Below are 24,565 nucleotides of genomic sequence, written 5' to 3'. Positions count from 1 at the left end.
TTTTTAACTATATTAAAAAAACTCCTAAAACTTACAGAGCTGTTATTTGGCTAGGAACTACATCTGAGTCCTTAGATATAGAAAATGTTATCAGTATAAATGATGAAAAAAGATTAGATGTAAATCATATAAAAAAAGAGATTAAGAATCTAGTTGGAATACATGAATATTATCCCCCTAAATTTTCGGCAAAAAAAATAGATGGAAAAAGAGCTTATGAAATAGCAAGGGAAGGCAAAGATGTAAAAATGAAAAAGTCTTCAATGGAAATTTCTGATACAAAGTTTATCTCTTATAATCATCCTTTTATAACTTTTGAAGCAACAGTTAGTGAAGGTTCATATATTAGAAGTTTAGCTCAAATATTACTTGAAAGATTAGATGCAAAAGGAACGCTTTCATATTTAAATAGACTAAATGAAGGAATGTTCTTTTATGATAATGAAAAAGATTTAAATCCCCTTGATTTTATGGATTTAGAAGAGAACATTTATACTGGAGATAAAAGCTTTTTTGAAGATGGTAAAAAGATATCTTTAGAATTTTTAGAAAAAAAAGAAGAGAATACATATATAGTTAAGTTTGAAGAGTTTTTTAGTATAATCCAAATTATTGATAATGAAGTAAAATATCTTCTAAATAAGGTGAAACTTTGATTGTTACAAAAAAGTCATATGCAAAAGTTAATATCTTTTTAAAAATAGTAGGCAAAAGAGATAACTATCATGAATTAGCCTCTAGATTTGTACGGGTACACTCATTATATGACTTAGTATCTTTTGAAGATGAAGCTTGCAAAGAGTTTACTCTTGAAGGAAACTTTGGGTGTGAATTAAAAAAGAATACTATTTATAAAGCTTATTTGCTTTTAAAAGAAGTATCACCAAAAGTTGAAGAGTATTTTAAAAATAAAAAAGTAAAAGTTGAAAAAAATATTCCTGAATTTGCAGGTCTTGGTGGAGGAAGTTCTAATGCTGCTACATTTATACTTATGGTAAATGAAGAGTGTAATTTAGGGCTTACAAAAGATGAATTATGTAATTTAGCAGTTAAAATTGGAGCGGATGTTCCTTTTTTTGTGTATGAGTATGATAGTGCAAATGTATCAGGAATTGGTGAAAAAATTGAAAAATTTGACGAAGAAGTATTAAATATAGAAATAATCACACCAAATATAAAATGTGATACAGGACTTATTTTTAAGGCATTTAGAGAAAAGTTTTATAAAGAATCAACAGATGAAGAAATACTTAAGCTTTTTAGTCAAAAATCAGTAGAAATCATAAAAGAGTATAGCATAAGCGCAGCAAATGATTTATATAAGCCTGCAAAATCAATTAAAAAAGAGTTAGAAAAATTTGAAAAAAAAGATTGGTTTTTTAGCGGAAGTGGAAGCTCTTTTTTTAAGGTAAATAATGTCAAAAAATAAAGAAAAGAATTTAACATTTAAAAATAAAAAAGCATATCATGATTATGAAATATTAGATACTTTAGAAGCCGGAATTGAGTTACAAGGAAGTGAAGTTAAAGCAATAAGAGAAGGTAGAGTAAATTTAAAAGATTCTCATGTACGAATTATTAAAAATGAAGTATATGCCTTAAATATACATATTACTCATCTAAGTACTGCACACACGACCTTTAGACCAGATGAAAGAAGAAGTAGAAAACTATTATTACATAGAAAAGAGATTAATAAACTCTATGAAAAAGTTACTAAAGATGGATTCACTTTAATTCCAACAAAACTATATTTTAATCACAAAAATATGGTTAAAATTCAAGTAGCAGTTGCCCGTGGTAAAAAGCTACATGATAAAAGAGAAGATCTAAAACAAAAGACTCTAAAAAGAGAAGCACAACAAGCATTAAAAAACAACTTTTAATGCTGCTTCAATAATCAATATCATTATGCAAATAAAAGTTTTGCAAAATTAAAGAAAACTTAAAAAAAAAACTAAAATCTTAAGCTTAATTTTATAGCCCTTTAGCTAATATTTGAAGATAAGTGACAAAAAAGTGACTTGTATAAAAAATTAGTAGGAGGAGATTGATGCAAAACGGTGCACAAATCGAGTATGATTACTCAATTGCAAAAGCCTTTACATTTGCAACAATTCTGTTTGGTATCATTGGTATGACTATTGGTGTTGTACTAGCGTTTCAACTTGCGTTCCCAGGTTTAAATAACCTAGCAGGTGAATATGGTACTTTCAGTAGATTAAGACCTTTACACACAAACGGTGTTGCTTTTGGTTTTACTCTTAGTGGTATCTTTGCAACATGGTATTACATTGGGCAAAGAGTTTTAAAAGTATCTTTAAAAGAGTCTCCATTTTTAATGGGAGTAGCAAAGTTACACTTTGTACTTTACTTCATCACTATTCTTTTAGCTGTTGTAACATTATTTATGGGTATTACAACTTCAAAAGAGTATGCTGAGTTAGAATGGCCTTTAGATATCTTAGTTGTTGTTTGGTGGGTATTATACGGTATCTCTATTTTCGGTTTAATCGGAATTAGAAGAGAAAGAACTTTATATATCTCAATTTGGTATTTCATAGCTGGTTTCTTAGCTGTTGCAATGTTATACCTATTTAATAATATGGAAGTTCCAACTTATTTTGTATCTGGATATGGTTCATGGATTCACTCAGTGTCAATGTACTCTGGTTCAAATGATGCTTTAGTACAATGGTGGTATGGACATAATGCAGTTGGATTTGTATTTACAGTTCCAATTATTGCAATGATTTATTATTTCTTACCAAAAGAATCTGGACAAAATGTTTATTCATATAAATTATCAATCCTAGCATTCTGGGGATTAATGTTTGTATATTTATGGGCAGGTGGACACCACTTAATTTATGCAACTGTTCCAGATTGGATGCAAACAATGGGATCTGTAATGTCAGTAGTATTAATTTTACCATCATGGGGATCAGCAATTAATATGCTTTTAACAATGAAAGGTGAATGGCAACAATTACAAACAAATACTCTGATTAAGTTCATGATTTTAGCATCAACATTCTATATGTTATCTACAATCGAAGGACCAATTCAGTCTATTAAATCTGTAAATGCGATTGCACACTTTACTGATTGGATTCCAGGACACGTACACGATGGTGTATTAGGATGGGTTGTATTTATGGTTATGGCAGCACTATACCATATGGCACCAAGAATGTATGGAAGAGAGATTTACTCTAAGTCGTTAATGGATACGCAATTCTGGTTACAAACAACTGGTATTGTATTATACTTTACTTCAATGTGGATTGCAGGTATTACACAAGGTATGATGTGGAGAGCATATGATGAATATGGTTCATTAGTATACTCATTCATTGATACTGTAACTGTTTTACAACCATACTACACAATTAGAGCTGTTGGTGGATTATTGTATCTAATCGGATTCTTTATGTTTGCATATAACATGTATAAAACTGCAACATCAGGTAGAGTACTTGATAAAGAACCAGTAAATGCTACACCAGTAGCGGCTTAAGAAGGAGGGTGTAATAATGTTTCATTGGTTTGAACAAAGACCGTTTTTCTTTGCGGTATTAGTATTTATATTTATTGCATTTGCAGGGATTATTGAAGTTATTCCTGATTTTGCAAAACAAAGTAGACCAACTGTTGGTACAAAACCATACAGTGTATTAGAGTTAGCAGGTAGACATGTATATATTAAAGACTCATGTAATGCTTGTCACTCACAATTAATTAGACCATTTAAATCAGAAACTGATAGATATGGTATGTACTCTTTATCTGGAGAGTATGCTTATGATAGACCATTCTTATGGGGATCAAAAAGAACTGGACCAGATTTAATGAGAGTTGGTAATTATAGAACTACTGATTGGCATGAATCACATATGATGAATCCATCGTCAGTTGTACCTGGAACTGTTATGCCAGCATATCCACATCAGTTTACAAATATAGCTGATTTAGATACTGCATACGCAGAAGCATATACTGTTAAAACTATATTTAATACACCATATGATCAAGATCTAGATGGTGATGGAAAAGTTGACGTAGAGTTAGGTGATTATGAAAGTGCAATTGCAAAAGCTAAAGAAGATGCTAAAGCAATCGCTGCTGACATGAAAAACCAAGCTGTAAAAGATGCCGTTGCAAACGGTCAAGTTCCTGAAATTGTTGCATTAATTGCATATTTAAATTCTTTAAAATAAGAGGTTAAAATGGATCAAGAGACTCTTCTTACTATCCAAGGTTACGCGAAATTTTTCCTAATCTTAGTGGTGTTTATTGTGTTTTATTCGTATGCTTTTTCTATTTATAGAAGACAAAAGAAAGGTGAAAGAGATTTTGAAAAATATTCAAATTTAGTTCATGATGACACAATAGAGTCAGATCCTCTCGAAAATATAAATAAAGAAGAAAAGAATAAAGAGAAGGAGAAATAATATGAAATCTATGGTAATAGGTGGTATTATTCTTATCATTGCTTTAATCTCAGGAACATATTATGTTGCTGGTGATGCTTTTAGCTTTGGTGAGGATTATATTAATGACCTTACAATGTTAGCTGCAGTTGCAATTATTACTATTACAGTATTTGTTGCACTTAAGTATGTTAACCAAATGAAAAATGATACTGCTAGCGGTGAATTAGCAGAAGATAACTGGGATGGTATTGGTGAATATAAAAATCCTATCCCAACAGGTTGGGGATTAGCATTTATTGGTACTTTAGTTTGGTTGTTTTGGTACTGGACAATCGGTTACCCAACAAACGGATTTTCACAAATTGGACAATATAATGAAGAAGTAAATGAGTATAACTCTAGATTTTCTTCAAAGTGGGAAAACCCATCAAATGAAACTTTAGTTGCAATGGGTGAATCTACATACCTAGTACAGTGTGCACCTTGTCATGGTGTTGATGCTGAAGGTATCAATGGTAAGGCTCATAACTTAACAAATAGAATTGCTAAAAATCAAGTTGAGTATGTAATTAAAAATGGTGCAAATAACTTCACTGAGGCATATCCAGCAGGGATGCCACCAATGATGTTAACTGATCAAGCTGATATTGATGCAGTAGCTTCTTATGTAGCAGGTGGCTTCAAAGGTGAACAACCAGCAGCATATTCAGTATGTGCTTCTTGTCATGGAGCAGATGGTAAAGGTATGCCTTACGTTGGTCCAAACATTGTTGAGTATGATAATGCAATCGTATCTACTGTTTTAGAAAATGGTAAAAAAGGTACAATTGGTATGATGCCTTCATTTAAAGGTAGACTAAATCCTACTCAAGAAAAAGCAGTAGCTGCTTATATTAGAAGTTTAGGAGAGTAAGATGGCAGGAAATTCACAAATGAACGAAAATGAAAGAGGGCTTTTTTCTCTTCTTCATGGTATCACGGGAATGTTAATTGCTACAGTTTTACTTCTAACAATTTTAGGAGTATTAACATACGGAGCGATTGTAGTTCAACAAAATGAATCTACAAACTTTTATAAAATCAATCAAGATTTAGATGGATTAGAAGCAAATAGTGCTGATAATAATAAACATTATAATCTTGTTGGTAAACCTCAGTAAGGAGAGATAAAATGGATAAAATTATAGGAATATTACTATTAGCTTCGGCTGCGTTATCTGCATACTTATCTTTCTTTGACTCATCTAGAGTTTTTGTAGGTTAATGAAAAATTTAAACTTTATTAAAGTAGTAGTGTTATCACTACTACTTTTCTTATCTTCAAATTTATATGCAAGCAAATTTGTTTTAAGTTCTGATGGATTAATTGATCAAAGAGCTATTGGAAAAATAGATGAAATTGGTAATGAAACATCTTCGAAATTAGGTGTAAATATATATGTATATGCAAAAAGTACTTTAGGACTTGACCCAAATATATCAACAAAAGATAAAATTAAATATATAAAAGAGTATGAGGCTGAAATTACACAAGCATTACACAAGCCTTATGTTTTACTTACAATGGCAATTGAAGATACTCATGTAAATTTAATTGTATCTTCAAGTTTGAAAGAGACTGTTGATAAAAATGATATTTTGAATAGCTATGTTGTACCATTACTAGCATCAAAGGATAAAAACTCTACTTTTGCAAAAGCTAGTGCAGCTATCTTAAATGGATATGCAGCTATTGCAGATACTATTGCAGAATCAAAAAATATCAAACTTGAAAGTAGTATAGGAAGTTCAGGTAAAGTAGCAGGAACAGTTTGGAAAGTCTTTATGTATTCATTAATTGTAATTGGACTTTTACTTTATGTTTATGCAGTTCTTAGAAGAAAAAAATAGGATAAGAAATTTATGAAAAAAAGAAATTATTGGCCATTATTTTTTGTTGGAATTTTTTCATTTACATTTTCTATGATTGTTTGGACTATTTACTCAGCAGTAAATACTCCAGTACATGAGGATGAAACTTTTTTAAAAAAATATCAATATTTAGATGAACATTATAATGATGTAGTTACATCAAATAAATCTTTCTTGTCAAAATATGATTTCGAGATTGTATTTAATGATAAAAAAGAGTTTGGATTAGTAATTGATGATATGTTTAAAGGGCAAAGGGTTATTGAAAAGACTTCAGCTCATAAAAAAAGTTTTGTAAAAGGCAAAAATAAAGTAGCAATAATAGTAAGAGATAAAGCAGGTAATATTGTTGATAACTTAGGTATTAATTTTAGAGTATCAAGACCTACTAATCATAAGTTTACAATGGATTTTAAAACAGAAGATTTTAAATTTGAAGATGGAAAATATATTAAATATTTTGAATTACCATTAAAAGGTAATTGGAATGTTACTGGAAATTTCAAAGCTTCAGATGATATTGGATATTTATATATAAAGTCTGATGCTACAGAGCAATAAACTATTAATATTTCCTACTTCTAGATCAATAAGAGAGTATTTAGATAAAGATAATCTATCTAATACTCTTCTTCCTTCAATTATTACAATAGATGAATTCTTTAAAAAATCACTTTTTTTTGAAAATAAAAAGATAATAGATGAAGAACAAAGATTTTTATATCTTAATGAAGCTGTAAAGGATGTAAATTTAAATGCTTTGGGAATATCATCTAGCTTCAATGCTTTTTTAAAACAAAGTGATTATATTTATAGGTTTTTTTTAGAGATTTCAAGTGAAAATGTAAGTATAGAATCGATAATTACAGCTGATACATACTCTTATTATGAAGAACATTTAGAAATTCTAATTCAAATATACAAAAACTATTTAAATATTTTAGAAAAAAATAATGCAGTTGATAGAATAAATATGCATTTGCACTTTAAATTAAATAAAGATTTTATAAGTAGATATAAAAATATTAAATTATACTTTGAAGGATATTTTACGCAATTTGAGTTCGAAATCGTAAAAGAGATTTCAAAACTTATAGAGCTAGAGATTGAGTTTATTTATAATGAATATAATAAAAAGTCTATAAAAAAGTTTGTAGATTATGGGTTTGAATTAGAAGAGGGGAGAAAATATATTATAAATTTAAGCTCAAAAACTACAGTTTTTGAGGCTATTTTAGAAGAGTATCTTGATAGTATAGAGATAAAAGGTTTCTCTTCAAGAATAAATCAAATTGCATTTGTAAAAGCTTCTATTGTAAATTTTATCAATAAAGGTCTAAATCCATCTAAAATAGCACTTGTTTTACCTGATGAAGGTTTTGCTAGCTTGTTAAGACTTTTTGATAATGAAGGCTATTTCAACTACGCTATGGGTATTGATATTAAAACTTCAAAACTTTATAAAGCACTTGATGCAATTAATACATCTTTATTTGATGATGAAATAAAAGTTTTTAAAAATATTGAGTATTTAAATATTGATGAAAATTTCTATAAAGAGATTTTTTCAGATGCTTCTAAATCTTATATAACAAAAGAGAAATTTAATAAAATATGCGAATATTTAAAAAGCCTTGAAGATGATAATGAATTACTTGAAAAGTTTGATGAACTGTGCTTTAGATACGAAAAATTAGTTTTTTCTCAAGAGGAACCAATACTTTTAAAAGATGCAATGAAGATTTTCTTTCAAAAAGTATCATCTATTACTTTAGATGATGTTAACTCTGGTAAAATCACTGTCATGGGATTACTTGAAAGTAGGCTTATTAACTTTGAAGCAGTAATTATTTGTGATTTTAATGAGTCTTTAATTCCTAAAAGAAGTTTAAAAGATAAGTTTTTATCTACAGCTTTAAAACAAAAAGTTAATCTTCCCACTTCAAGTGACAGAGAAGATTTACAAAAGTATTATTACAAAAGATTGATTTCAAATTCTAGAAATTTAGCAATTTCATATGTTAAAAATGATTCTAATCAGATATCTAGATTTGCAAATAAGCTATTTGATATAAAAATAGATGAAAAGTTATATGATAATGAGTATAAACATATTTTATACTCTCAAAACAGATTAAAACATTTTAATGAAAAAATAGTTTTAGATATAGACCTTTCAAAATTAGTATGGAGTGCAAGTTCTTTAAAAGAGTTCTTAGAGTGCAAAAGAAAGTATTACTTAAATCATATACTTAAAATAAAAGAACATAATATCTCTTTAAAGCCAAAAGGATATGAATTAGGTAATATCATTCATAATACTTTAGAAGAGTACTACAATCAAGATATGAGAAGTTATGAGATATTACTTGATATTTTTAATAAAAATAGAAGTGAAAATCCATTTTTAAATCTTGATTTAGAAATTTGGAAGAAAAAATTAAAAGATTTTGTACAACTAGAAGAAAAAAGATTTGAAAAAGGTTTTAAAATTTTAGCATTAGAAAAACCATTTTTTTGTGAATATGAAGGAATTAAACTTCAAGGTAAAATTGATAGAATTGATATTTTAAATGATGATTATTTTGTATTAGATTATAAAACATCATCAAATTTAAAAGTTAGTACAAAAAGAACTTATGAAAAAGCAGTTGATTTTCAACTAGAATTTTATTTTTTAGGTGTAGAAAGTTTATATAAGTCTAATAATATAAATACTTTTTATTATGATTTATATAATATGAAACTGCTAGAAGAAGTAGTATTAAATGAAAAATTAGAGTTACTTAAAAATATATTTTCAGAGTTTAAAACAACAAGTGTAAATTTTGAAAAATGTGATAATAATCAAACTTGCCAATACTGCATTTATAAGACAATTTGTGATAAAGAATAGTTTTTATACAGTTTAGTAATATATTATTTGTGATTTACTGATAAAATATAAGTCTCTTAAGTTTACAAATTTGACATAAAAAAAGGCTTTGGTTTAAACCAAAGCCTTTTTTATTTGTACTATAATTTTCTAAATGATTAGAAAGAGTATTGTACGTGAAGTCTTCCCATAGAACCATCTTCTTGGTCACCAGCATTATCAACATCTAACTCACCAAATCTTACATAAGTAGCTAAGTTTTTAGACATTTGATATTTAACTTGTGCATAGATTTCATCAGTATCTTCACCAGCTGCAGAATCTTTGTAGTCAGCTTCAGAGTAGAATAAACCTACATTAATTTTATCAGTTACATCTGCAGTTGCATGTACATATAAGTATTCAGTATCAGCAGAACCATCAGCAGTTACTCTCCAGTGGTAATCCATATTAGTTTTAGCCCCTGAATCTAAGTAAACCATACCACCATCTTTTCCAGCTTCACCATATGCAGCGAATGCAGAGAAGATACCCATTTTAGCACCTAATCCAATTTGCCATAATTCTTGATCATCAGTACCAATTACAGATGCAACTAAACCATTTCTATCAGCTTCTAATTCAGAGTATCTTGCAAATGGAGATAATTTAACACCACCTACTTCGTAGTTAGCAGATAAACCAATAGTATATGAATCAAACTCATCTGCTAAGTCAGCATAGAATGCATCAAGAGTAACACCTGAGAATGTTGCCATTCCACCAAGTACATAAATATCAGCAGCACCTAATGCAGAAGCAACTGCAGCAATTTCATTATCATTGCTTCCACTTGCATCAGTATCAGCAATATTATCTAAGTGACCTTCACCACTTACAACATCACCTAAGTTAGTTTGGTTAAAGTAAGCACCAACTAGAGTTGCAGGACCAACATTATATACTGCAACAGCACCAGTACCAGTTGCTTCATTACCCATAGCATCTCTATCAATAGTCCATGGAGTAGCAATAGCTTGTTTACCAACAGTAACAGATAAGTTTTCAACACCAGTATAAGTGAAGTTTACTTCTGAAAGTTCAGCATCAACATTTGCATCACCAGTAGTTGAAGTTCCAAGACCTACATTACTTGTAGCAGAACCCATAATAAATCTAGTGTTTGCAGTAACATCATCATTAACTTTAGAAGATAAGTTTACACCAATTTTATAATTATTAGTTGCACTGTTCTTTGCATCACCAGCTTGATCTTCATAGTCATTATATCTGTATGCTACTGTACCAGATACATCTACATTTTTAATAGCTTCTGCTAAAGGTTGTGCAGATGCAGCAGTTCCTGCAACTGCCAATGCAGCTACTAAACTCATTTTTGCGAATTTTTTCATTTTGTCCCTTTTTATTTAAAATTGAATTTAATTATACAAGAAAATTATTAAAAAATTATTAAAAAAGTGTAAAAAAAATATACAGTTAACAATTTGTTAACTTTTTTGAGATATTAAAACATCTTCTATGATTTTTGTGATATCTCCATCAAGTATTGCATCAACATTTGAGTATCCAATATTACTTCTTGTATCTTTTACTTGTTGATAGGGTTGTAAAACATAAGATCTAATCTGATGACCCCAGCCTATTTCACTTTTTTCTATTCCACTTTTTTCTGCTTGTTGTTTTTCTAGTTCTAGTTCATAAAGTCTTGATTTAAGCATTTTCATAGCACTTGCTTTATTTTTATGTTGAGATCTATCATTTTGACATTGCACTACAATACCTGATTCAATATGGGTTATTCTTATAGCACTTTCTGTTTTATTTACGTGTTGTCCACCAGCACCACTTGCTCTATATGTATCAATTCTTATATCTTTATCTTCAATTTCAATATCAATATTATCATCAATCTCTGGACTCACCATAACAGAAGCAAAAGAAGTATGTCTTTTGGCATTTGAATCAAAAGGAGATATTCTAACAAGTCTATGTATTCCATTTTCAGCTTTTAAATAGCCATAGGCATTTTCACCTTTGACTATAAAAGAGACATCTTTTATTCCAGCTTCTTCTCCATCTTGATAGTCAAGAAGTTCGATTTTGAAGTTTTGTCTTTCTGCCCATCTTAAGTACATTCTATAAAGCATACTAGCCCAATCTTGTGACTCAGTACCACCAGCACCAGGATGTATAGAAACAATTGCATTTGAAGAATCATCAGGAGAACTTAACATTACAGCAATTTCAGTTGATTTTACTAACTCTTTTAACTCTTCTGCTTCTTCAAATAGAAGTTCAAAAGTATCTTCATCATTCTCTTCATTTGCTAATTCAAAAAGTTCCTTACTACCACTTAGAGCATCATTTGCTTTATTAAACTTACTTAAACTACTAAGTATTCTATTTTTTTCAATGCCTATTTTTGTAGCTTGTTCTACATCAGACCAAAAGTTTTGGTCTGCTTCTAATTCTTCAATCTCTTTAATTCTATTTTCTAGCTCTTTTGGCTTTAAAATATTTTTTATATTTTCTAACTTGGTATTAAGAAGTTTTAGTAATTCAGAGTATTCATAATTATCCATATAATTACTTATTTTCTCCAGTTGATTTTTCTTTCTTTTCTTTTAAGTTTCTTAAATATACATATACATTTTTTACATCTTTGTCACTCATAAGTGTTGCATATGGTCTCATTACAAATGCCATACCTCTATCATATGTACCATTGTTATAGCTTTGAATTGAAAGCATGAAATCTTGAAGATTTAAACTATTAATTGGTCTAGATATACCTTTTGCTTTTAACTCACCATTTTTACCATGACATGAAACACATTTAGTATTATAAAGTTTTTCTCCAGATTTACTTTTTCTAATATAAGCTTCTTTTTTCTTTATCGCAATTTCTTGTTTTTTTCTTTCTTCAAGCCTATTTAAAATTTTTTCTTCTAAAGCTTTTTCATTTATTGAAGATAAGTTAGCTTCCTCTTTTTTAAATACATAAATATAGTTTGTCCCATTTTTTGTTTTATCTATATTTATATCTGCAACAGACCAACCCTCTTTTTTCATGTCTTGAACTGATTTTTGGTTTTTACATTCTCCGCCATTTAACGCAGTAGTTTCAATAGTAGCCATTGATTTATGGTTTTCTTTAAAACACATTGTTGTTTGTGCAGTTGCAATAGTTGCAGTTAAAATAGAAGTTAATGCAATGCTAGATAGAAGTTTCATTTATATCCTTTTATTAAATTGAGGATATTATAGCAAAGATAAGATAAATAATAATTTTAAGATAAAAAAAAAGCTAGAGAGAAACCTCTCTAGCTTTAGGAAAAAGTATATTAAACTTTCTTATTAGAAAGAGTATTGTACTTGTAATCTTCCTCTTACATCATCGATGTCATCGTTTCCATCAATTTCTTTTTCAAATGTACCATATCTTACATATGTAGAGAAGTTTTTAGACATTTGGTAAACAAATTGTGCATATACTTCTGTTTCATCTACATCAGTTGTTGTTTCATAATCCATATCAGAGAAGTTAGCAGAGATATGTAATGATGGTAATGCTTGAACACCAATAGAAGCGTTTACAAAGTCTGCATCTTTTTTACCGTTTGGATTCATATTCCAAGTTTGGTATGCAGTTTTTGCGTCGTTATCAAGTGCTACTAAACCACCTTCTGAATCAGTACCAGCAAAACCTAATTTAGCATCAAAGATACCTGCTTTTGCAGTTAAGATAACTTTCCATAACTCATTGTCAACACTAGAATTATCTAAATCTAAAGAAGTATATCTTGCTTCGATACCTAATTTAGCAGCATCCATATCAAAGTTAGCTTTTGCTCCAACTGTAAATGTATCAAATACATCATCCATATCTAAATACCAACCGTCTAATGCTACAGGACCAATATTACCCATTAATCCTACAGTTGCAACATCAGTTGCTCCAGTTGCATTATTAACTCTAGCATTAGCTTCAGCTTGAGTTTCTGCACCAACTGGTGTAGCATCATCTACTTCTAGATTTGAAGTACCTAAGTTAGTTTGGTTAAAGTATGCAGCAGCTACAGTTACAGGTCCTAAATTTGTTAATGCTAAGATACCAGTACCAGTTTGCTCATTTCCATCAGCGTCAACAGCTACAGTCCATGGAGTAGTTAAACCTTGCTTACCTACGTTAACTGTAGTATTAGCAATTCCAGTATATGAGAAGTAAACATTTGATAATTCCACATCAACATTTCCATCTCCACCATTTTGAGTGTTTAATGAAGCAAAACCATTATCTGCTCCACCAATAATAAATCTAGTTACTGCAGTAACATCATCATTTACTTTTGCTTTTGCAGTTAAACCGATTTTATAGTTATTGCTTGTTCTTGAACCGTTGTTTGAAGCAGTAGCTGAAGTATCATCATTGTTATAATCATTGTATCTATATACAACAGTACCAGATACGTCAACATTTTTAATAGCTTCTGCTAAAGGTTGTGCAGATGCAGCAGTTCCAGCTACAGCTAATGCAGCTACTAAACTCATTTTTGCGAATTTTTTCATTTTGTCTCCTAAGTTTACAAATTTGTAATCAGTTAGCCGGACGCGCGAACAATCTACTAGTAGACCTTTCCGGATCACCGTTGGACAAATTTTACTGCACTAAAAATAAAAGTTTTCTTAAATTGGTCTTTTACTGACCTATTGGTGGTAAATTTAAGCTTATTTTCAAATACATATAAAAATTATATTTTTTTATAAAAAATAATTATTATACATCTTGTAAAATTATATTTTAATGTTCAATAGAAACTATGCAATTTTTTAAGATATCTGGTTTAGAGATTTTAATTTTTAAGTTCTTTATAGGATAATTTTTATTTAGATATTTATCAACGTTAATTACCGCATTTTCAAGAAGTTCAAATTTTTCTTTTTTCATGAATTCTTCTACTTCTGAAGAAATTTTAGAGTAATCAATAAAGTTTTCTTCATTTAAAAAATCATATTCAAAAGAGATATCAATAACAACTTTTTGTTCATTAGTTCTTTCGAAATCTAGTATGCCAATTATGCATTCGAATGTCAGTTTTTCTATTGATATTTTCATGATGTAACCTTTTTGTAACCTTAAGTAAATTTAAGAATAATGAAGAAAAAAGTAGATTAAACTACTCTTTTTTCTTCTCCCTTGATTAATCTTACAATATTTGGGATATGTTTATAATAAATGATAACTGCAATTAAATACATGGGTGCATTACTTCCAACATTTAGCCCATTATTTAAAAATAGTGCTGCAATAACAACTGCTGTAAGACCTAGTAATGATGATAAAGATGATACTTTAAGTACCTTTGCACAAAAAATCCAAACAATAGCACCAATAAGTGTTGGAATAGGAATAAGGATTAAAAATACTCCAAGCCCTGTTGCTACGCCTTTGCCTCCTTCTAATCCTAAAAAGATAGAATAACAATGACCTAAGATAGCTAATACAGCAATAGCCCAAAGTGTAGAAGCACTTGCATCAAGCATCATTGCAATTAAAAGAATAATAGTTCCTTTTAATGCATCTAAAATAACAGTTGTTACACTTAGCTTCTTTGCTAAAGAAGGATTTGTTTCTTTTACTACTCTTAATACATTTGTTGCACCAATTGAACGACTTCCATGTTCTTTGATATTTACACCTGCAAAAACTTTTGCAAGTAAAAGTCCAAAAGGAATAGAACCAGCTAAATATGCAACAATATAAAATAGAATATTAAAATTAAATAGAAAATCCATTAAAAACCTTGAAATTAAATTTGAAGCTGAATTATACCTAAAGTTTGTTTAATCATTTTTGCTTTAATAAGTTATAACAAAAATTTTGATATATTCCCATTAAATTATTTACAGATACATTATAGATAAAATAAAAGGCAAAAGTTGAACTTAAAAATGGATTTAAAAGAAGAAATCTTAAAACTAAAAGAAGAGTTAGATGTAACTTTAGTAGCGCACTTTTATCAAAGAGATGAAGTTTTTGAATTAGCTGATATTACAGGGGACTCTTTAGAATTAGCAAGAAAAGCAAAACAAACAGATTCAAAATATGTAGTATTTTGTGGTGTAGGTTTTATGGGAGAGAGTGTAAAAGTTCTTAGTCCTTCAAAAACAGTATTAATGCCAAAGATTGCCTGTTGTGCAATGGCAAGAATGATTGATGAAGGTTATTATGAAAAAAACCTAAAACAAATCAATGAAGCGGGAATACCAAATGAAGATATTCTACCAATTACTTACATCAATTCAAGTGCAGCCGTAAAAGCAAAAGTTGGTGAAATGGGAGGTATGGTTTGTACTTCTTCAAATGCTTATAAAATTATTGAAAAAGGTTTAGAGTCTGGAAAAAAGATTTTCTTTGTACCAGATAGATGTCTTGGTCAAAATTTTGCAAAACAGATGAATCTAAAATCAGCAGTTGTTGGTGATGGAAGTGATTTAAAGCAAGCAGATATTATTTGTTATAATGGTTTTTGTTCTGTACATCAGTTATTTACTGTTGATGATGTAGAGTTCTATAGAGAAAAATATCCAGATATTTTAGTTGCAGTTCATCCAGAGTGTGATCCAAGTGTTTGTGATGCAGCTGATTTTGTAGGTTCTACTTCTCAACTGATTCAATATATCAAAGATTTACCTCTTGAGCAAAAAGTGGTTGTGGGAACTGAGTTTAATATGGTTAATAGACTAAGAGAAAAAAATACTTATATCTTAAGCTCTACAAAACCAGAATGTCCAACAATGAATGAAACAACATTAGAAGATGTTTATAAAACATTAAAATCAATTAAAGATAATAATATTAGTGAAGAGACATTAATAAAAGTAAATGATGAAACAATTAAATGGGCAAGAGTTGCTCTACAGAGGATGCTTGAAGTATGATAAATATTAAGAAGTTTGTTAAAAATGCCATTATAGAAGATAATGGAAGAGGGGACTTATTCTTTGATGTAGCTCCTAAAGGTAAATTTACTGCAAAGGCTATTGCAAAAGATGATGGAATTTTAGCAGGTGAACTTTATGCAAAAGCCTTAGCAAAAACTGAAAAGTTTGATTGTAAATTTTTAAAACATGATGGTGATGTTTTAAAAAAAGGTGATGTAATAGCAAAACTTGAAGGTAAAGCTTCAATTCTTTTATCAAGTGAGCGAACTTTTTTAAATATGCTTCAACATGCATCTGGAATTGCAACTATGGCAAATAAATTTGCTAGTAAGATTGAAGATTTAGATGTTGCTTTACTTGATACTAGAAAAACAAGACCACAGCTTAGAGATTTTGAAAAATATGCAAGTAGAATAGGTGGAGCTATTAACCACAGACTTGGGCTTGATGATTGTTTAATGATTAAAGATACTCATATGAGAACTATTACAGATTTAAGTGAGTTTATTAAAAAAGCAAGAAAAAGAATCTCTTGGGTAACAAAAATTGAGATTGAGTGTGAAACTTTTGAACAAGTTAAAAATGCAATGGAAGCAGGAGCTGATATTATTATGTGTGATAATATGGAGCCAGCACAGATAAAAGAAGTAGTTAAATTTAGAAATGAAGAACATCCTCATGTTTTATTAGAAGCTAGTGGAAATATTAATCTGGAAACTGTTAGGGATTATGCTTTAACAGGAGTTGATGCTTTAAGTTCAGGAAGTATTATTCACCAAGCAACTTGGCTTGATTTTTCAATGAAATTTGACTAATTTACTATTGGTTAACAGTTTAAGAGTATAGTAACAAACATGAAAAAAGACTTTATCCTTAATAATAAAATCAATATGACAGATTATGCAAAAGCATTAGCGCTTATTGAAAAGAGTAGATATATATTAATAGTTACTCACGTAAATCCAGATCCAGATTCAATTGGTTCAGCTTTAGCATTGTCAAATTTTTTGCAGGAAAATAGAATTAAACATAAAGTATATAATGTTAGTTCTGATCTTCCTCAAAATTTAGATTTTATTCCAAGGTTTGAAAAAATCACAGACCAGCTCCCAAAATTTTATGATTTGGTTATTTCTTGTGATTGTGGAACTTATGCAAGACTTGGTTTTGATGTTCCAAAAGATATCCCAATTATTAATTTTGACCATCATCAGTCAAATAATAATTTTGGAAAAATAAATATTGTTGATCCAATGAAAAGTTCAACTGCAGAGATTGTTTATGATTTTTTCAAACATAATGGTCTTTATATTACAAAAGCTAGTGCAACAGCACTTTATGTAGGTATTTATGATGATTCTTTGGCATTTTCTTTAGGAAGATGTGATGAACTAACTTTTGATAAAGTTAATCATCTTGTTGAGTTTGGAGCAAGCCCTTCTGAAATAGCAAATAAACTTCTTAGACGTGATTCTTTAGCAAAATATAGAATTATTCCAAAAGTTTTAGAAAGTCTAGAGCTTTATAAAGAAGGTGAAGTTGCTTCAATTTATGCAAAAACAAAGTGGTTTAAAGAAACGGGAGCTCATAATAGAGATTGTGAAGATGCTCTTGATATGATTATGAGTATGCATATTGTAAAAGTTGCATTTTTTGTAAGGGAAGTAAATGGTGTATCAAGAATCTCTTTAAGATCAAAGGGAAAAATTGATGTATCAAAAGTTGCAGGAAAATTTGGAGGTGGCGGCCATTTTAATGCAGCAGGTTGTACTTTAGATACAACTGATATAGAAAAAGCCAGAAAAAAAGTTTTAAAGGAAGTTTTTGAGACGACAAAAAAATAGTTTTGGAAAAATAGTTATCTTTTTAGTTTTAGCAGTTGTTGCAGCAGGTGCTGTATTTGTATTTTTATCTCCACAGTTTGAGAAACAAGCTCCAAAGATTATTTCAGAGAGTAGTCTGTTTTGGAATGGTAAAGATAAGATAACAATTTCTTTATCCGATGAAAGTGGAATCAAAGAGTATAGTGCTTATTATGTTGGAAATAATGGACCAGTTGTAATTAATAGTCAAAAAATATCTTCAAAACAAACAAATGTGACTTTTAATTTAGGTGATATTAGATTAAACCCAAATGCTAAAAGTGTAAAGATTATTGTAGAAGCTACTGATAGAAGTAGTTGGAACTTATTTCAAGGTAATACTGTTTCAAAAGAGTTTATCTTTGATGTTGATAGAAAAAGACCTATTGCAAATGTTATTACAAACTCATACAATATTAGAAAAGGTGGTAGTGCCGCTGTTGTTGTTGAAGTAAGAGATGAAAACTTAAGTGATAAGTATATAACTTTTAATAATGAATATAGGTTTGAATTAATTCCATATAAAAAAGAGAATTTTTATGTTGCAATTATTGCTTGGCCTGTTTGGGAAGAAGATTTTTCAAGGGTAAATTTAGTTGCAGTGGATAAAGCAAATAATACAACAATTTCAAAAGTTCCTCTTTATATAAAAGATTTAAAAATTAAAAATGACAAAATAAAAATTAGTAAAAACTTTATAGAAAGAAAATCAATTCCTGTATTACAAAGAAGTGATTTTGAAGTTCCAACAGCAGATGCTGATATTTTTATAAAACAAAATAGAGATTTAAGAGTTGATAATGTATCAACTATTAGAAAAGCTAGTTTAGAAAATATGTCAAAAGAGATGGTAGGTGATTTTGACCTAAAACCATTTAGAAGACTTAGTGGTTCTAAAACTTTTGCAGGTTTTGCAGAAAGAAGACATTATTATTATGAAGGCAACAAAATTGATGAAGCTTGGCATTTAGGAATGGATTGGGCAAGTATAAAACATGCTACAATTAAAATATCAAATGATGGTAGAGTTATTTTTAATGATTATTTGGGAATTTATGGAAATACTTTAATCATCGATCATGGGTTTGGAGTACAATCTTTATATGCTCATACAAGTAAATCTTTTGTGCAAAATAGTGAAGATGTAAGAGCAGGAGATAAGATTGCAACAACGGGAAGTAGTGGAGCTGTATTTGGAGATCACTTACATTTTGGAGTATTAGTTCAAGGAATTGAAGTAAATCCTTTAGAGTGGATGGATAGAAATTGGATAAAAACAAGAATTTCAAATATTCTTCAAGAAGCAGATTATGCAATTAAAAGTAGTAAAAAATGAAACAACGTACAATAGCAAATAGTGTAGAAATAGTTGGAATAGGGCTTCATAAAGGAGTCCCTGTAAAAATGAAGCTAGAACCTTTAGATTCTGATATGGGAATAGTTTTTTATAGAGAAGATGAAGGTGTTACAATCCCTCTAAAAATAGAGAATGTTGTTGATACAAAAATGGCAACGGTTATAGGAAAAGATGGAGTTGTTATTTCAACTATTGAACATTTATTATCTGCTGTTTATGCCTATGGAATTGATAATTTAAGAGTTATTATTGATAATGATGAGGTTCCAGTTCTTGATGGTAGTTCGTCTGGTTATTGCATGCTTATTGAAGAAGCAGGAATAAAAGAGTTATCAGCTTCAAAAAAAGCAATTAAAATAAAAAGAGATGTTGAGATTACAACAGAAGATGGGAAAAAAGTTGCTTTAAAACCTTCAAATCATATTATTTATGATTTTTCAATTGACTTTGACCATCCAGTTATTGGAGAACAAGAGTTCAGGTTTGATTATTCAATTGAAGAGTATAAAGAGAATATCAGTAGAGCTAGAACTTTTGGCTTTTTACATGAAGTTCAATATTTAAGAAGCCAAGGTTTAGCACAAGGTGGAAGTTTAGAAAATGCTATTGTTCTTGACCAGTCAAAAGTTCTTAATCCAGAAGGTTTAAGATATAGTGATGAATTTGTTAGACATAAAATCTTAGATGCAATAGGTGATATGGCTTTACTTGGTTATACTTTAGTTGGTGAGTATGGTGCTCATGCAGGTAGTCATTATTTAAATCATTTACTTACGAAAAAAGTATATGAAAGCGAAGAAAACTATGAAATACTAGATTTAGAAGAAGCAAATGAAGAAGCACAAGTATTTGAAATGGCATACTCTAAGGTTCAAGCTTGACAGAAGTTTTAGTTATTAGTATCTCAAATCCTCTTTTATTAGGTGTTTATGAAGATAAAAAGTTAATAAAAGAGTTAGAAATAGAAGGTATGACTTCTGATGTTTTGCCTGTAACTTTTGAAAAAATAATTAAAGAGTATGAAATAAATAGAATAAGTTATGTTAATACGCCTGGCTCTTATATGGCTATTAAGGTGGCATATGTATTTTTAAAAACATTAGCAATTACAAAAAATATAGAATTTAGAGCTTGTAGTGGCTTTGAATTTAATGAAAACAGCCCCATAAAAGCATTGGGTAAAAAATACTTTATAAATTCAAATGAAGGTATTAAAGTAGATTTTTTAGATAAAGATACTAAAATTGCAGACTTTAAATTGCCAAAGCAACTAGAAAATATTATTTTTAGTGAAGAGACTTTGCCAATATATAATTTACCTGCGGTATAAAAGGAAATAGATTGAGAATTAGCGTTCCAGCAACAAGTGCTAACTTAGGACCAGGGTTTGATACTCTAGGATTAGCAATATCGTTACACAATCAAGTAACAATTAGACCTTCAAAATTTCACAGTGTGTCATTAAGAGGTGAGGGTTCAAATAACCCAGTATTAAAAGATAACAATATGTTTATTGCTATTTTTAATGATTTTTATCATAATCTATCTAGAAAAAAAAGACATTTTAGATTTGAGTTTACAAATGAAGTACCTTTATCAAGAGGATTAGGAAGTTCATCAGCAGTAATTGTTTCAGCAATTGCAAGTGCATATGCAATAGAAGGTATTAAGCTTGATAAACAAAAGCTTTTAAATCTAGCATTAGCTTATGAAAATCATCCAGATAATATTACTCCAGCAGTAATGGGTGGATTTAATGTAGCTACTGTTCAAGATAATGAAGTTAAATTTATAAGAAAAACTTTACCAAAATCTTTAAAAGCTATTGTAGTAATTCCAAATAGACCAATTTCAACACAATTAGCAAGAAAAGCTTTACCATTTAAGTACTCTAAAGAAGATGCAACTTTTAATATTTCTCATTCTTCTTTATTAACGGCAGCCTTTATGACTGAAAATTGGGATATGTTAAGAACTGCATCATTAGATAAAGTACATCAAAAATATAGAATGAAACAGATGCCCGAACTGTTTGATGTACAAAAAACTTCACTTAAACATGGTGCTTTAATGAGCACTCTATCAGGATCTGGTTCAACACTTTTTTCTATGTGTTTAAGAGAAGATTGTCAAAGAATTGAGTCTGAACTTAAAAAAAGGTTCCCTCATTTTAAAGTTCTATCAAGGAATTTTGATAATGATGGTGTTAGAGTAGAAGATTAAAAATAATAAGTTTAAGTAAAAATTAGGTATTATATTGACTATTTTGAAAAAACCCATTAGAACATGTATTGTTTGTAGAGGTAAATTTGAACAAAGCTTGTTACTAAGATTTAAATGTAAAGATAAGAAGATTCAAGCCTTTGACAATATGGGAAGAAGTTTTTATATCTGTAAAGAGTGTATTTCATTTTTAGAAGATGAAGACATTAATTCTAAAAATTTAAAAAAACTTGAAAAGGCACTTTTTAGAGAGTGTAAAAATAAAGATAACTACATAGGACAACTTAAGGAGATTTTAACGCATGTCAGATAACGTAAGAGTATATGAAATTGCTGAAGAAGCAGGAGCTAGTAGCACAGAAGTAATTGCTAAAGCTAAAGATTTAGGGATAGAACTTAAATCACCTCAAACAGCAGTTTCTTTTGAAGATGCAGAAGAGATAGCAAACTACATTATGACTGGTAAGAGTTCAAAACTTGCAAAAAAACCAGCAGCTAAAAAAGTAGTGAAGAAAAAAGAACCAGTTAAAAAAGAGACTGAGTCTAATAAAGAAGAAGAAAAAAAAGAAGAAGAGGCACCAAAAGAGACTGAGGTTGCAGAGAAAAAAGTAGAAAAAGAAGAAGAGACAAAAAAAGAAGAGCCAAAAGAAGAAAGCGTTAAAAGTGTGGCTCCAAAAAGAGTTGTTCCAAAAAGAAGAGGCTTAAAAATCATTAAAAAGAAGAAACCAAAAGAAGAGACAACTACGTCAATTCAAACTTCTTCTTCAGATATTGATGGTCAACCTAAAAAAGCAATGAAATCGCTTAGTGAAATTTTAGGTGGAAATGAAAAGCAAGAAGACAAAAAAGAGACTGCAGCTCAAAAAGCAGCTAAAAAGAAAGAGAAAAAGAAACAACCTCCAAAAGCACATGACCATGGTAAAGTTATTGAATTAGAAAGAAATTCTCAATCTGATTTCTCTAATGCAAGTGATGAATCATTACTTGGGGAAGAAGTTGTTTTATTAGATATGGACTTATCTGAACATTCTAAATTCTTAGAAGAGAATAAACCAAACAATAATAATGATAAAAAACAAAGTAGATCTTCTAGACCTGCTGCATTTGGTAATAGACCACAAGGTTTAAAAAGAAAGAAAAGAAAGAAAAGAATTAAAAGAACTGAAGAAGAAGTAGAAATTACTGAAGTAACAATTCCAGAAGATGTAAGGGTTTATGAGTTTGCTGAAGCTTGTGGAAAATCAGCATCAGAAGTAATCACAGTATTATTTGGTCTTGGAATGATGGTTACTAAAAATGACTTCTTAAAACAAGATGAGTTAGAAATTCTTGGGGAAGAGTTTGGTATTGAAGTAACTGTTAAAGATGCTTTAGAAGATGCAAACTATGTTGAAGATTATCAAGAAGAAGAGATTGATGAATCTAACTTTGAAACTAGACCTCCTGTTGTTACTATTATGGGACACGTTGACCATGGTAAAACTTCATTATTAGATAAAATTAGATCTTCTAAAATCGCTTCAGGAGAAGCTGGTGGAATCACTCAACATATTTCAGCTTATACAATTGAACAAAATGATCAAAAAATCACTTTTGTAGATACTCCAGGTCACGCCGCGTTCTCTGCTATGAGAGCAAGAGGTGCTGAAGTAACTGATATTGTAATTATTGTTGTTGCAGCTGATGATGGTGTTAAACAACAAACTGAAGAAGTAATTTCTCATGCAAAAGCATCTGGATGTCCTATTATTGTAGCAGTTAACAAGATTGATAAAGAAGCAGCAAATATGGATATGGTTAAAGCTCAAATGGCAGAGAGAGAAATGACTCCTGTTGATTGGGGTGGAGATATTGAATTTATTGGTGTGTCTGCAAAAACAGGAGAAGGAATTGATGATTTACTAGAAAACATTCTTTTACAATCTGAAATTCTAGAACTAAAAGCTGACCCAACTGCAAAAGCAAAAGCAACTGTGGTAGAATCATCTTTAGAAAAAGGTAGAGGACCTGTTGCAACTGTTATTGTTCAAAATGGTGAACTAAAAGTTGGTGACAATATTGTTTGTGATACTACATTTGGTAGAGTTAAAGCAATTACAAATGATATGGGAAAACAAGTAAAATCACTAGGACTTTCTGAAACTGGTTCGGTTTTAGGTTTAAATGATGTTCCAGCAGCTGGTGCAATTTTAGTAGCACAAGAGTCTGATAAAGAAGCAAGAGAAATTGCTACAACAAGAGCAGAACATGCAAGAGCTAAAGAGCTAAGTAAATCAACAAAAGTATCATTAGAAGAGATGAGTGGATTAATTGCAGAAGGTAAGATCAAACAACTTCCAGTAATTATTAAAACGGATGTTGGTGGTTCTTTAGAAGCAATTAAAGGTTCATTAGAAAAAATCCAAAATGAAGAAGTAAAAGTAAAAGTAGTTCACGCTGGTGTTGGTGGAATTACTGAGTCTGATTTAATTCTTGCTGGTGCATCAGATGGATGTATTATTTTAGGATTTAATGTAAGACCAACTGGTTCTGTTAAAAATAAAGCAAAAGCTGATGGTATTACTATTAATACTTACTCTATCATTTATGACTTAATTGATGATATTAAAGATACACTTTCTGGTATGATGAGTGCAGTTATTAGAGAAGAAAATACTGGACAAGCAGAAGTTAGAGATACATTTGTTGTTCCAAAAGTTGGAACAGTTGCAGGATGTTTTGTAACTGATGGTAAAGTTATCAGAGGTGGACATGCAAGAATTATTAGAGACGGTGTTGTAACTTACACTGGTAAAATTTCATCTCTTAAAAGATTTAAAGATGATGTTAAAGAAGTATCAAATGGATACGAGTGTGGTATCATGTTTGACAAATTCAACGATATCAAAGTTGGAGACTTCATTGAAACATTTATTCAAATTGAAGAAAAAAGAGAAATTGAACTGTAAAAAGGCAG

The 24,565-nt window shown here is 29.7% G+C and carries 26 protein-coding genes; 20 read left to right on the top strand and 6 right to left on the bottom strand.

Going from position 1 to position 24,565, the window contains the following annotated elements:
- From truB to CRV01_RS12795, 11 genes are all read left to right on the top strand, one after another.
- The coding region (gene truB, locus CRV01_RS12845; RefSeq protein ID WP_129008741.1) for a tRNA pseudouridine(55) synthase TruB at window positions 1–656 on the top strand (656 nt) is incomplete at its 5' end.
- Window positions 653–1,429 (top strand): 4-(cytidine 5'-diphospho)-2-C-methyl-D-erythritol kinase, encoded by a 777-nt coding sequence (locus tag CRV01_RS12840; protein ID WP_129008704.1) that lies wholly within the window; start codon window positions 653–655, stop codon window positions 1,427–1,429. The genes truB and CRV01_RS12840, both read left to right, overlap by 4 nt.
- The gene (gene smpB, locus CRV01_RS12835; RefSeq protein WP_129008702.1) at window positions 1,416–1,886 is read left to right on the top strand and encodes an SsrA-binding protein SmpB; all 471 of its coding nucleotides are present in this window, start codon (window positions 1,416–1,418) and stop codon (window positions 1,884–1,886) included. The genes CRV01_RS12840 and smpB overlap by 14 nt, the downstream gene beginning before the upstream one ends.
- A 167-nt stretch (window positions 1,887–2,053) precedes the next feature.
- Entirely contained in the window at window positions 2,054–3,520 is a 1,467-nt protein-coding gene (gene ccoN / locus CRV01_RS12830; protein WP_129008700.1) for a cytochrome-c oxidase, cbb3-type subunit I, read from the top strand.
- A 16-nt stretch (window positions 3,521–3,536) separates the two neighbouring features.
- Window positions 3,537–4,220 carry a cytochrome-c oxidase, cbb3-type subunit II gene (gene ccoO, locus CRV01_RS12825; RefSeq protein WP_129008698.1) on the top strand — a complete coding sequence of 228 codons (684 nt, stop codon included), beginning with the start codon at window positions 3,537–3,539 and terminating at the stop codon, window positions 4,218–4,220.
- 9 nt (window positions 4,221–4,229) lie between these two features.
- Window positions 4,230–4,454 (top strand): CcoQ/FixQ family Cbb3-type cytochrome c oxidase assembly chaperone, encoded by a 225-nt coding sequence (locus tag CRV01_RS12820; RefSeq protein WP_129008696.1) that lies wholly within the window; start codon window positions 4,230–4,232, stop codon window positions 4,452–4,454.
- 1 nt (window position 4,455) lies between these two features.
- The gene (locus CRV01_RS12815; protein WP_129008694.1) at window positions 4,456–5,349 is read left to right on the top strand and encodes a c-type cytochrome; all 894 of its coding nucleotides are present in this window, start codon (window positions 4,456–4,458) and stop codon (window positions 5,347–5,349) included.
- Between the two features lies 1 nt (window position 5,350).
- On the top strand, window positions 5,351–5,596 hold the full coding sequence (locus CRV01_RS12810; RefSeq protein WP_129008692.1) for a DUF4006 family protein: 246 nt from the start codon (window positions 5,351–5,353) through the stop codon (window positions 5,594–5,596).
- Between the two features lie 103 nt (window positions 5,597–5,699).
- Window positions 5,700–6,326 carry a hypothetical protein gene (locus CRV01_RS12805; RefSeq protein ID WP_129008690.1) on the top strand — a complete coding sequence of 209 codons (627 nt, stop codon included), beginning with the start codon at window positions 5,700–5,702 and terminating at the stop codon, window positions 6,324–6,326.
- A 12-nt stretch (window positions 6,327–6,338) separates the two neighbouring features.
- On the top strand, window positions 6,339–6,908 hold the full coding sequence (locus CRV01_RS12800) for a FixH family protein (RefSeq protein WP_129008688.1): 570 nt from the start codon (window positions 6,339–6,341) through the stop codon (window positions 6,906–6,908).
- Window positions 6,892–9,243 (top strand): PD-(D/E)XK nuclease family protein, encoded by a 2,352-nt coding sequence (locus CRV01_RS12795; RefSeq protein ID WP_129008686.1) that lies wholly within the window; start codon window positions 6,892–6,894, stop codon window positions 9,241–9,243. The genes CRV01_RS12800 and CRV01_RS12795 overlap by 17 nt, the downstream gene beginning before the upstream one ends.
- Window positions 9,244–9,380: 137 nt before the next feature.
- On the opposite strand, the gene CRV01_RS12790 is transcribed toward CRV01_RS12795, so the two are convergent.
- The 6 genes from CRV01_RS12790 to plsY form a co-directional block, all read right to left on the bottom strand.
- Window positions 9,381–10,613 carry a porin gene (locus CRV01_RS12790; RefSeq protein ID WP_129008683.1) on the bottom strand — a complete coding sequence of 411 codons (1,233 nt, stop codon included), beginning with the start codon at window positions 10,611–10,613 and terminating at the stop codon, window positions 9,381–9,383.
- 96 nt (window positions 10,614–10,709) lie between these two features.
- Complete coding sequence (gene prfB / locus CRV01_RS12785) at window positions 10,710–11,804, bottom strand: peptide chain release factor 2 (RefSeq protein ID WP_129008681.1); 1,095 nt, start codon at window positions 11,802–11,804, stop codon at window positions 10,710–10,712.
- A 4-nt stretch (window positions 11,805–11,808) separates the two neighbouring features.
- Complete coding sequence (locus tag CRV01_RS12780; protein WP_129008679.1) at window positions 11,809–12,456, bottom strand: cytochrome c; 648 nt, start codon at window positions 12,454–12,456, stop codon at window positions 11,809–11,811.
- Window positions 12,457–12,579: 123 nt separating this feature from the next.
- Window positions 12,580–13,791, bottom strand: coding sequence for a porin (locus tag CRV01_RS12775; RefSeq protein WP_129008677.1), 1,212 nt, complete (start codon window positions 13,789–13,791; stop codon window positions 12,580–12,582).
- A gap of 232 nt (window positions 13,792–14,023) precedes the next feature.
- The gene (locus CRV01_RS12770; protein ID WP_129008675.1) at window positions 14,024–14,338 is read right to left on the bottom strand and encodes a dihydroneopterin aldolase; all 315 of its coding nucleotides are present in this window, start codon (window positions 14,336–14,338) and stop codon (window positions 14,024–14,026) included.
- Between the two features lie 56 nt (window positions 14,339–14,394).
- Window positions 14,395–15,018: a glycerol-3-phosphate 1-O-acyltransferase PlsY gene (gene plsY, locus CRV01_RS12765; RefSeq protein ID WP_129008672.1), complete on the bottom strand. Its 624-nt coding sequence runs from the start codon at window positions 15,016–15,018 to the stop codon at window positions 14,395–14,397.
- A gap of 156 nt (window positions 15,019–15,174) precedes the next feature.
- Here plsY and nadA point away from each other — a divergent pair, with 156 nt between their 5' ends.
- The 9 genes from nadA to infB are packed head-to-tail and all read left to right on the top strand — an operon-like array spanning window position 15,175 to window position 24,557.
- Window positions 15,175–16,164 (top strand): quinolinate synthase NadA, encoded by a 990-nt coding sequence (gene nadA, locus CRV01_RS12760; protein WP_129008739.1) that lies wholly within the window; start codon window positions 15,175–15,177, stop codon window positions 16,162–16,164.
- Window positions 16,161–16,982 (top strand): carboxylating nicotinate-nucleotide diphosphorylase, encoded by an 822-nt coding sequence (nadC, locus tag CRV01_RS12755; protein ID WP_129008670.1) that lies wholly within the window; start codon window positions 16,161–16,163, stop codon window positions 16,980–16,982. The genes nadA and nadC overlap by 4 nt, the downstream gene beginning before the upstream one ends.
- A gap of 39 nt (window positions 16,983–17,021) precedes the next feature.
- Window positions 17,022–18,011 (top strand): bifunctional oligoribonuclease/PAP phosphatase NrnA, encoded by a 990-nt coding sequence (locus tag CRV01_RS12750; protein ID WP_129008667.1) that lies wholly within the window; start codon window positions 17,022–17,024, stop codon window positions 18,009–18,011.
- Window positions 17,992–19,365, top strand: a complete 1,374-nt coding sequence (locus tag CRV01_RS12745) for a M23 family metallopeptidase (RefSeq protein WP_129008665.1) — start codon at window positions 17,992–17,994, stop codon at window positions 19,363–19,365. Before CRV01_RS12750 ends, CRV01_RS12745 begins: the two co-directional genes overlap by 20 nt.
- Window positions 19,362–20,267: a UDP-3-O-acyl-N-acetylglucosamine deacetylase gene (gene lpxC, locus CRV01_RS12740; protein WP_129008663.1), complete on the top strand. Its 906-nt coding sequence runs from the start codon at window positions 19,362–19,364 to the stop codon at window positions 20,265–20,267. The genes CRV01_RS12745 and lpxC overlap by 4 nt, the downstream gene beginning before the upstream one ends.
- Window positions 20,264–20,716 carry a hypothetical protein gene (locus CRV01_RS12735; RefSeq protein ID WP_129008661.1) on the top strand — a complete coding sequence of 151 codons (453 nt, stop codon included), beginning with the start codon at window positions 20,264–20,266 and terminating at the stop codon, window positions 20,714–20,716. The genes lpxC and CRV01_RS12735 overlap by 4 nt, the downstream gene beginning before the upstream one ends.
- 11 nt (window positions 20,717–20,727) lie before the next feature.
- Window positions 20,728–21,609, top strand: a complete 882-nt coding sequence (gene thrB / locus CRV01_RS12730; RefSeq protein ID WP_129008659.1) for a homoserine kinase — start codon at window positions 20,728–20,730, stop codon at window positions 21,607–21,609.
- A 34-nt stretch (window positions 21,610–21,643) separates the two neighbouring features.
- Window positions 21,644–21,922, top strand: a complete 279-nt coding sequence (locus tag CRV01_RS12725; protein ID WP_129008657.1) for a DUF448 domain-containing protein — start codon at window positions 21,644–21,646, stop codon at window positions 21,920–21,922.
- Window positions 21,912–24,557 carry a translation initiation factor IF-2 gene (gene infB, locus CRV01_RS12720; RefSeq protein ID WP_129008655.1) on the top strand — a complete coding sequence of 882 codons (2,646 nt, stop codon included), beginning with the start codon at window positions 21,912–21,914 and terminating at the stop codon, window positions 24,555–24,557. The genes CRV01_RS12725 and infB overlap by 11 nt, the downstream gene beginning before the upstream one ends.
- Window positions 24,558–24,565: the final 8 nt, after the last annotated feature.

The organism is Arcobacter sp. CECT 8983, from assembly GCF_004118855.1.
Taxonomy (GTDB): Bacteria; Campylobacterota; Campylobacteria; order Campylobacterales; family Arcobacteraceae; genus Halarcobacter.
This window is presented reverse-complemented; position numbering and strand designations above follow the sequence as displayed.

Coding starts and splice junctions, on each gene's coding strand:
- smpB (WP_129008702.1), top strand. CDS start 1,416: ATGTCAAAAAATAAAGAAAAGAATTTAACATTTAAAAATAAAAAAGCA.
- ccoN (WP_129008700.1), top strand. CDS start 2,054: ATGCAAAACGGTGCACAAATCGAGTATGATTACTCAATTGCAAAAGCC.
- ccoO (WP_129008698.1), top strand. CDS start 3,537: ATGTTTCATTGGTTTGAACAAAGACCGTTTTTCTTTGCGGTATTAGTA.
- CRV01_RS12820 (WP_129008696.1), top strand. CDS start 4,230: ATGGATCAAGAGACTCTTCTTACTATCCAAGGTTACGCGAAATTTTTC.
- CRV01_RS12815 (WP_129008694.1), top strand. CDS start 4,456: ATGAAATCTATGGTAATAGGTGGTATTATTCTTATCATTGCTTTAATC.
- CRV01_RS12810 (WP_129008692.1), top strand. CDS start 5,351: ATGGCAGGAAATTCACAAATGAACGAAAATGAAAGAGGGCTTTTTTCT.
- CRV01_RS12805 (WP_129008690.1), top strand. CDS start 5,700: ATGAAAAATTTAAACTTTATTAAAGTAGTAGTGTTATCACTACTACTT.
- CRV01_RS12800 (WP_129008688.1), top strand. CDS start 6,339: ATGAAAAAAAGAAATTATTGGCCATTATTTTTTGTTGGAATTTTTTCA.
- CRV01_RS12795 (WP_129008686.1), top strand. CDS start 6,892: ATGCTACAGAGCAATAAACTATTAATATTTCCTACTTCTAGATCAATA.
- CRV01_RS12790 (WP_129008683.1), bottom strand. CDS start 10,613: ATGAAAAAATTCGCAAAAATGAGTTTAGTAGCTGCATTGGCAGTTGCA.
- prfB (WP_129008681.1), bottom strand. CDS start 11,804: ATGGATAATTATGAATACTCTGAATTACTAAAACTTCTTAATACCAAG.
- CRV01_RS12780 (WP_129008679.1), bottom strand. CDS start 12,456: ATGAAACTTCTATCTAGCATTGCATTAACTTCTATTTTAACTGCAACT.
- CRV01_RS12775 (WP_129008677.1), bottom strand. CDS start 13,791: ATGAAAAAATTCGCAAAAATGAGTTTAGTAGCTGCATTAGCTGTAGCT.
- CRV01_RS12770 (WP_129008675.1), bottom strand. CDS start 14,338: ATGAAAATATCAATAGAAAAACTGACATTCGAATGCATAATTGGCATA.
- plsY (WP_129008672.1), bottom strand. CDS start 15,018: ATGGATTTTCTATTTAATTTTAATATTCTATTTTATATTGTTGCATAT.
- nadA (WP_129008739.1), top strand. CDS start 15,175: ATGGATTTAAAAGAAGAAATCTTAAAACTAAAAGAAGAGTTAGATGTA.
- nadC (WP_129008670.1), top strand. CDS start 16,161: ATGATAAATATTAAGAAGTTTGTTAAAAATGCCATTATAGAAGATAAT.
- CRV01_RS12750 (WP_129008667.1), top strand. CDS start 17,022: ATGAAAAAAGACTTTATCCTTAATAATAAAATCAATATGACAGATTAT.
- lpxC (WP_129008663.1), top strand. CDS start 19,362: ATGAAACAACGTACAATAGCAAATAGTGTAGAAATAGTTGGAATAGGG.
- infB (WP_129008655.1), top strand. CDS start 21,912: ATGTCAGATAACGTAAGAGTATATGAAATTGCTGAAGAAGCAGGAGCT.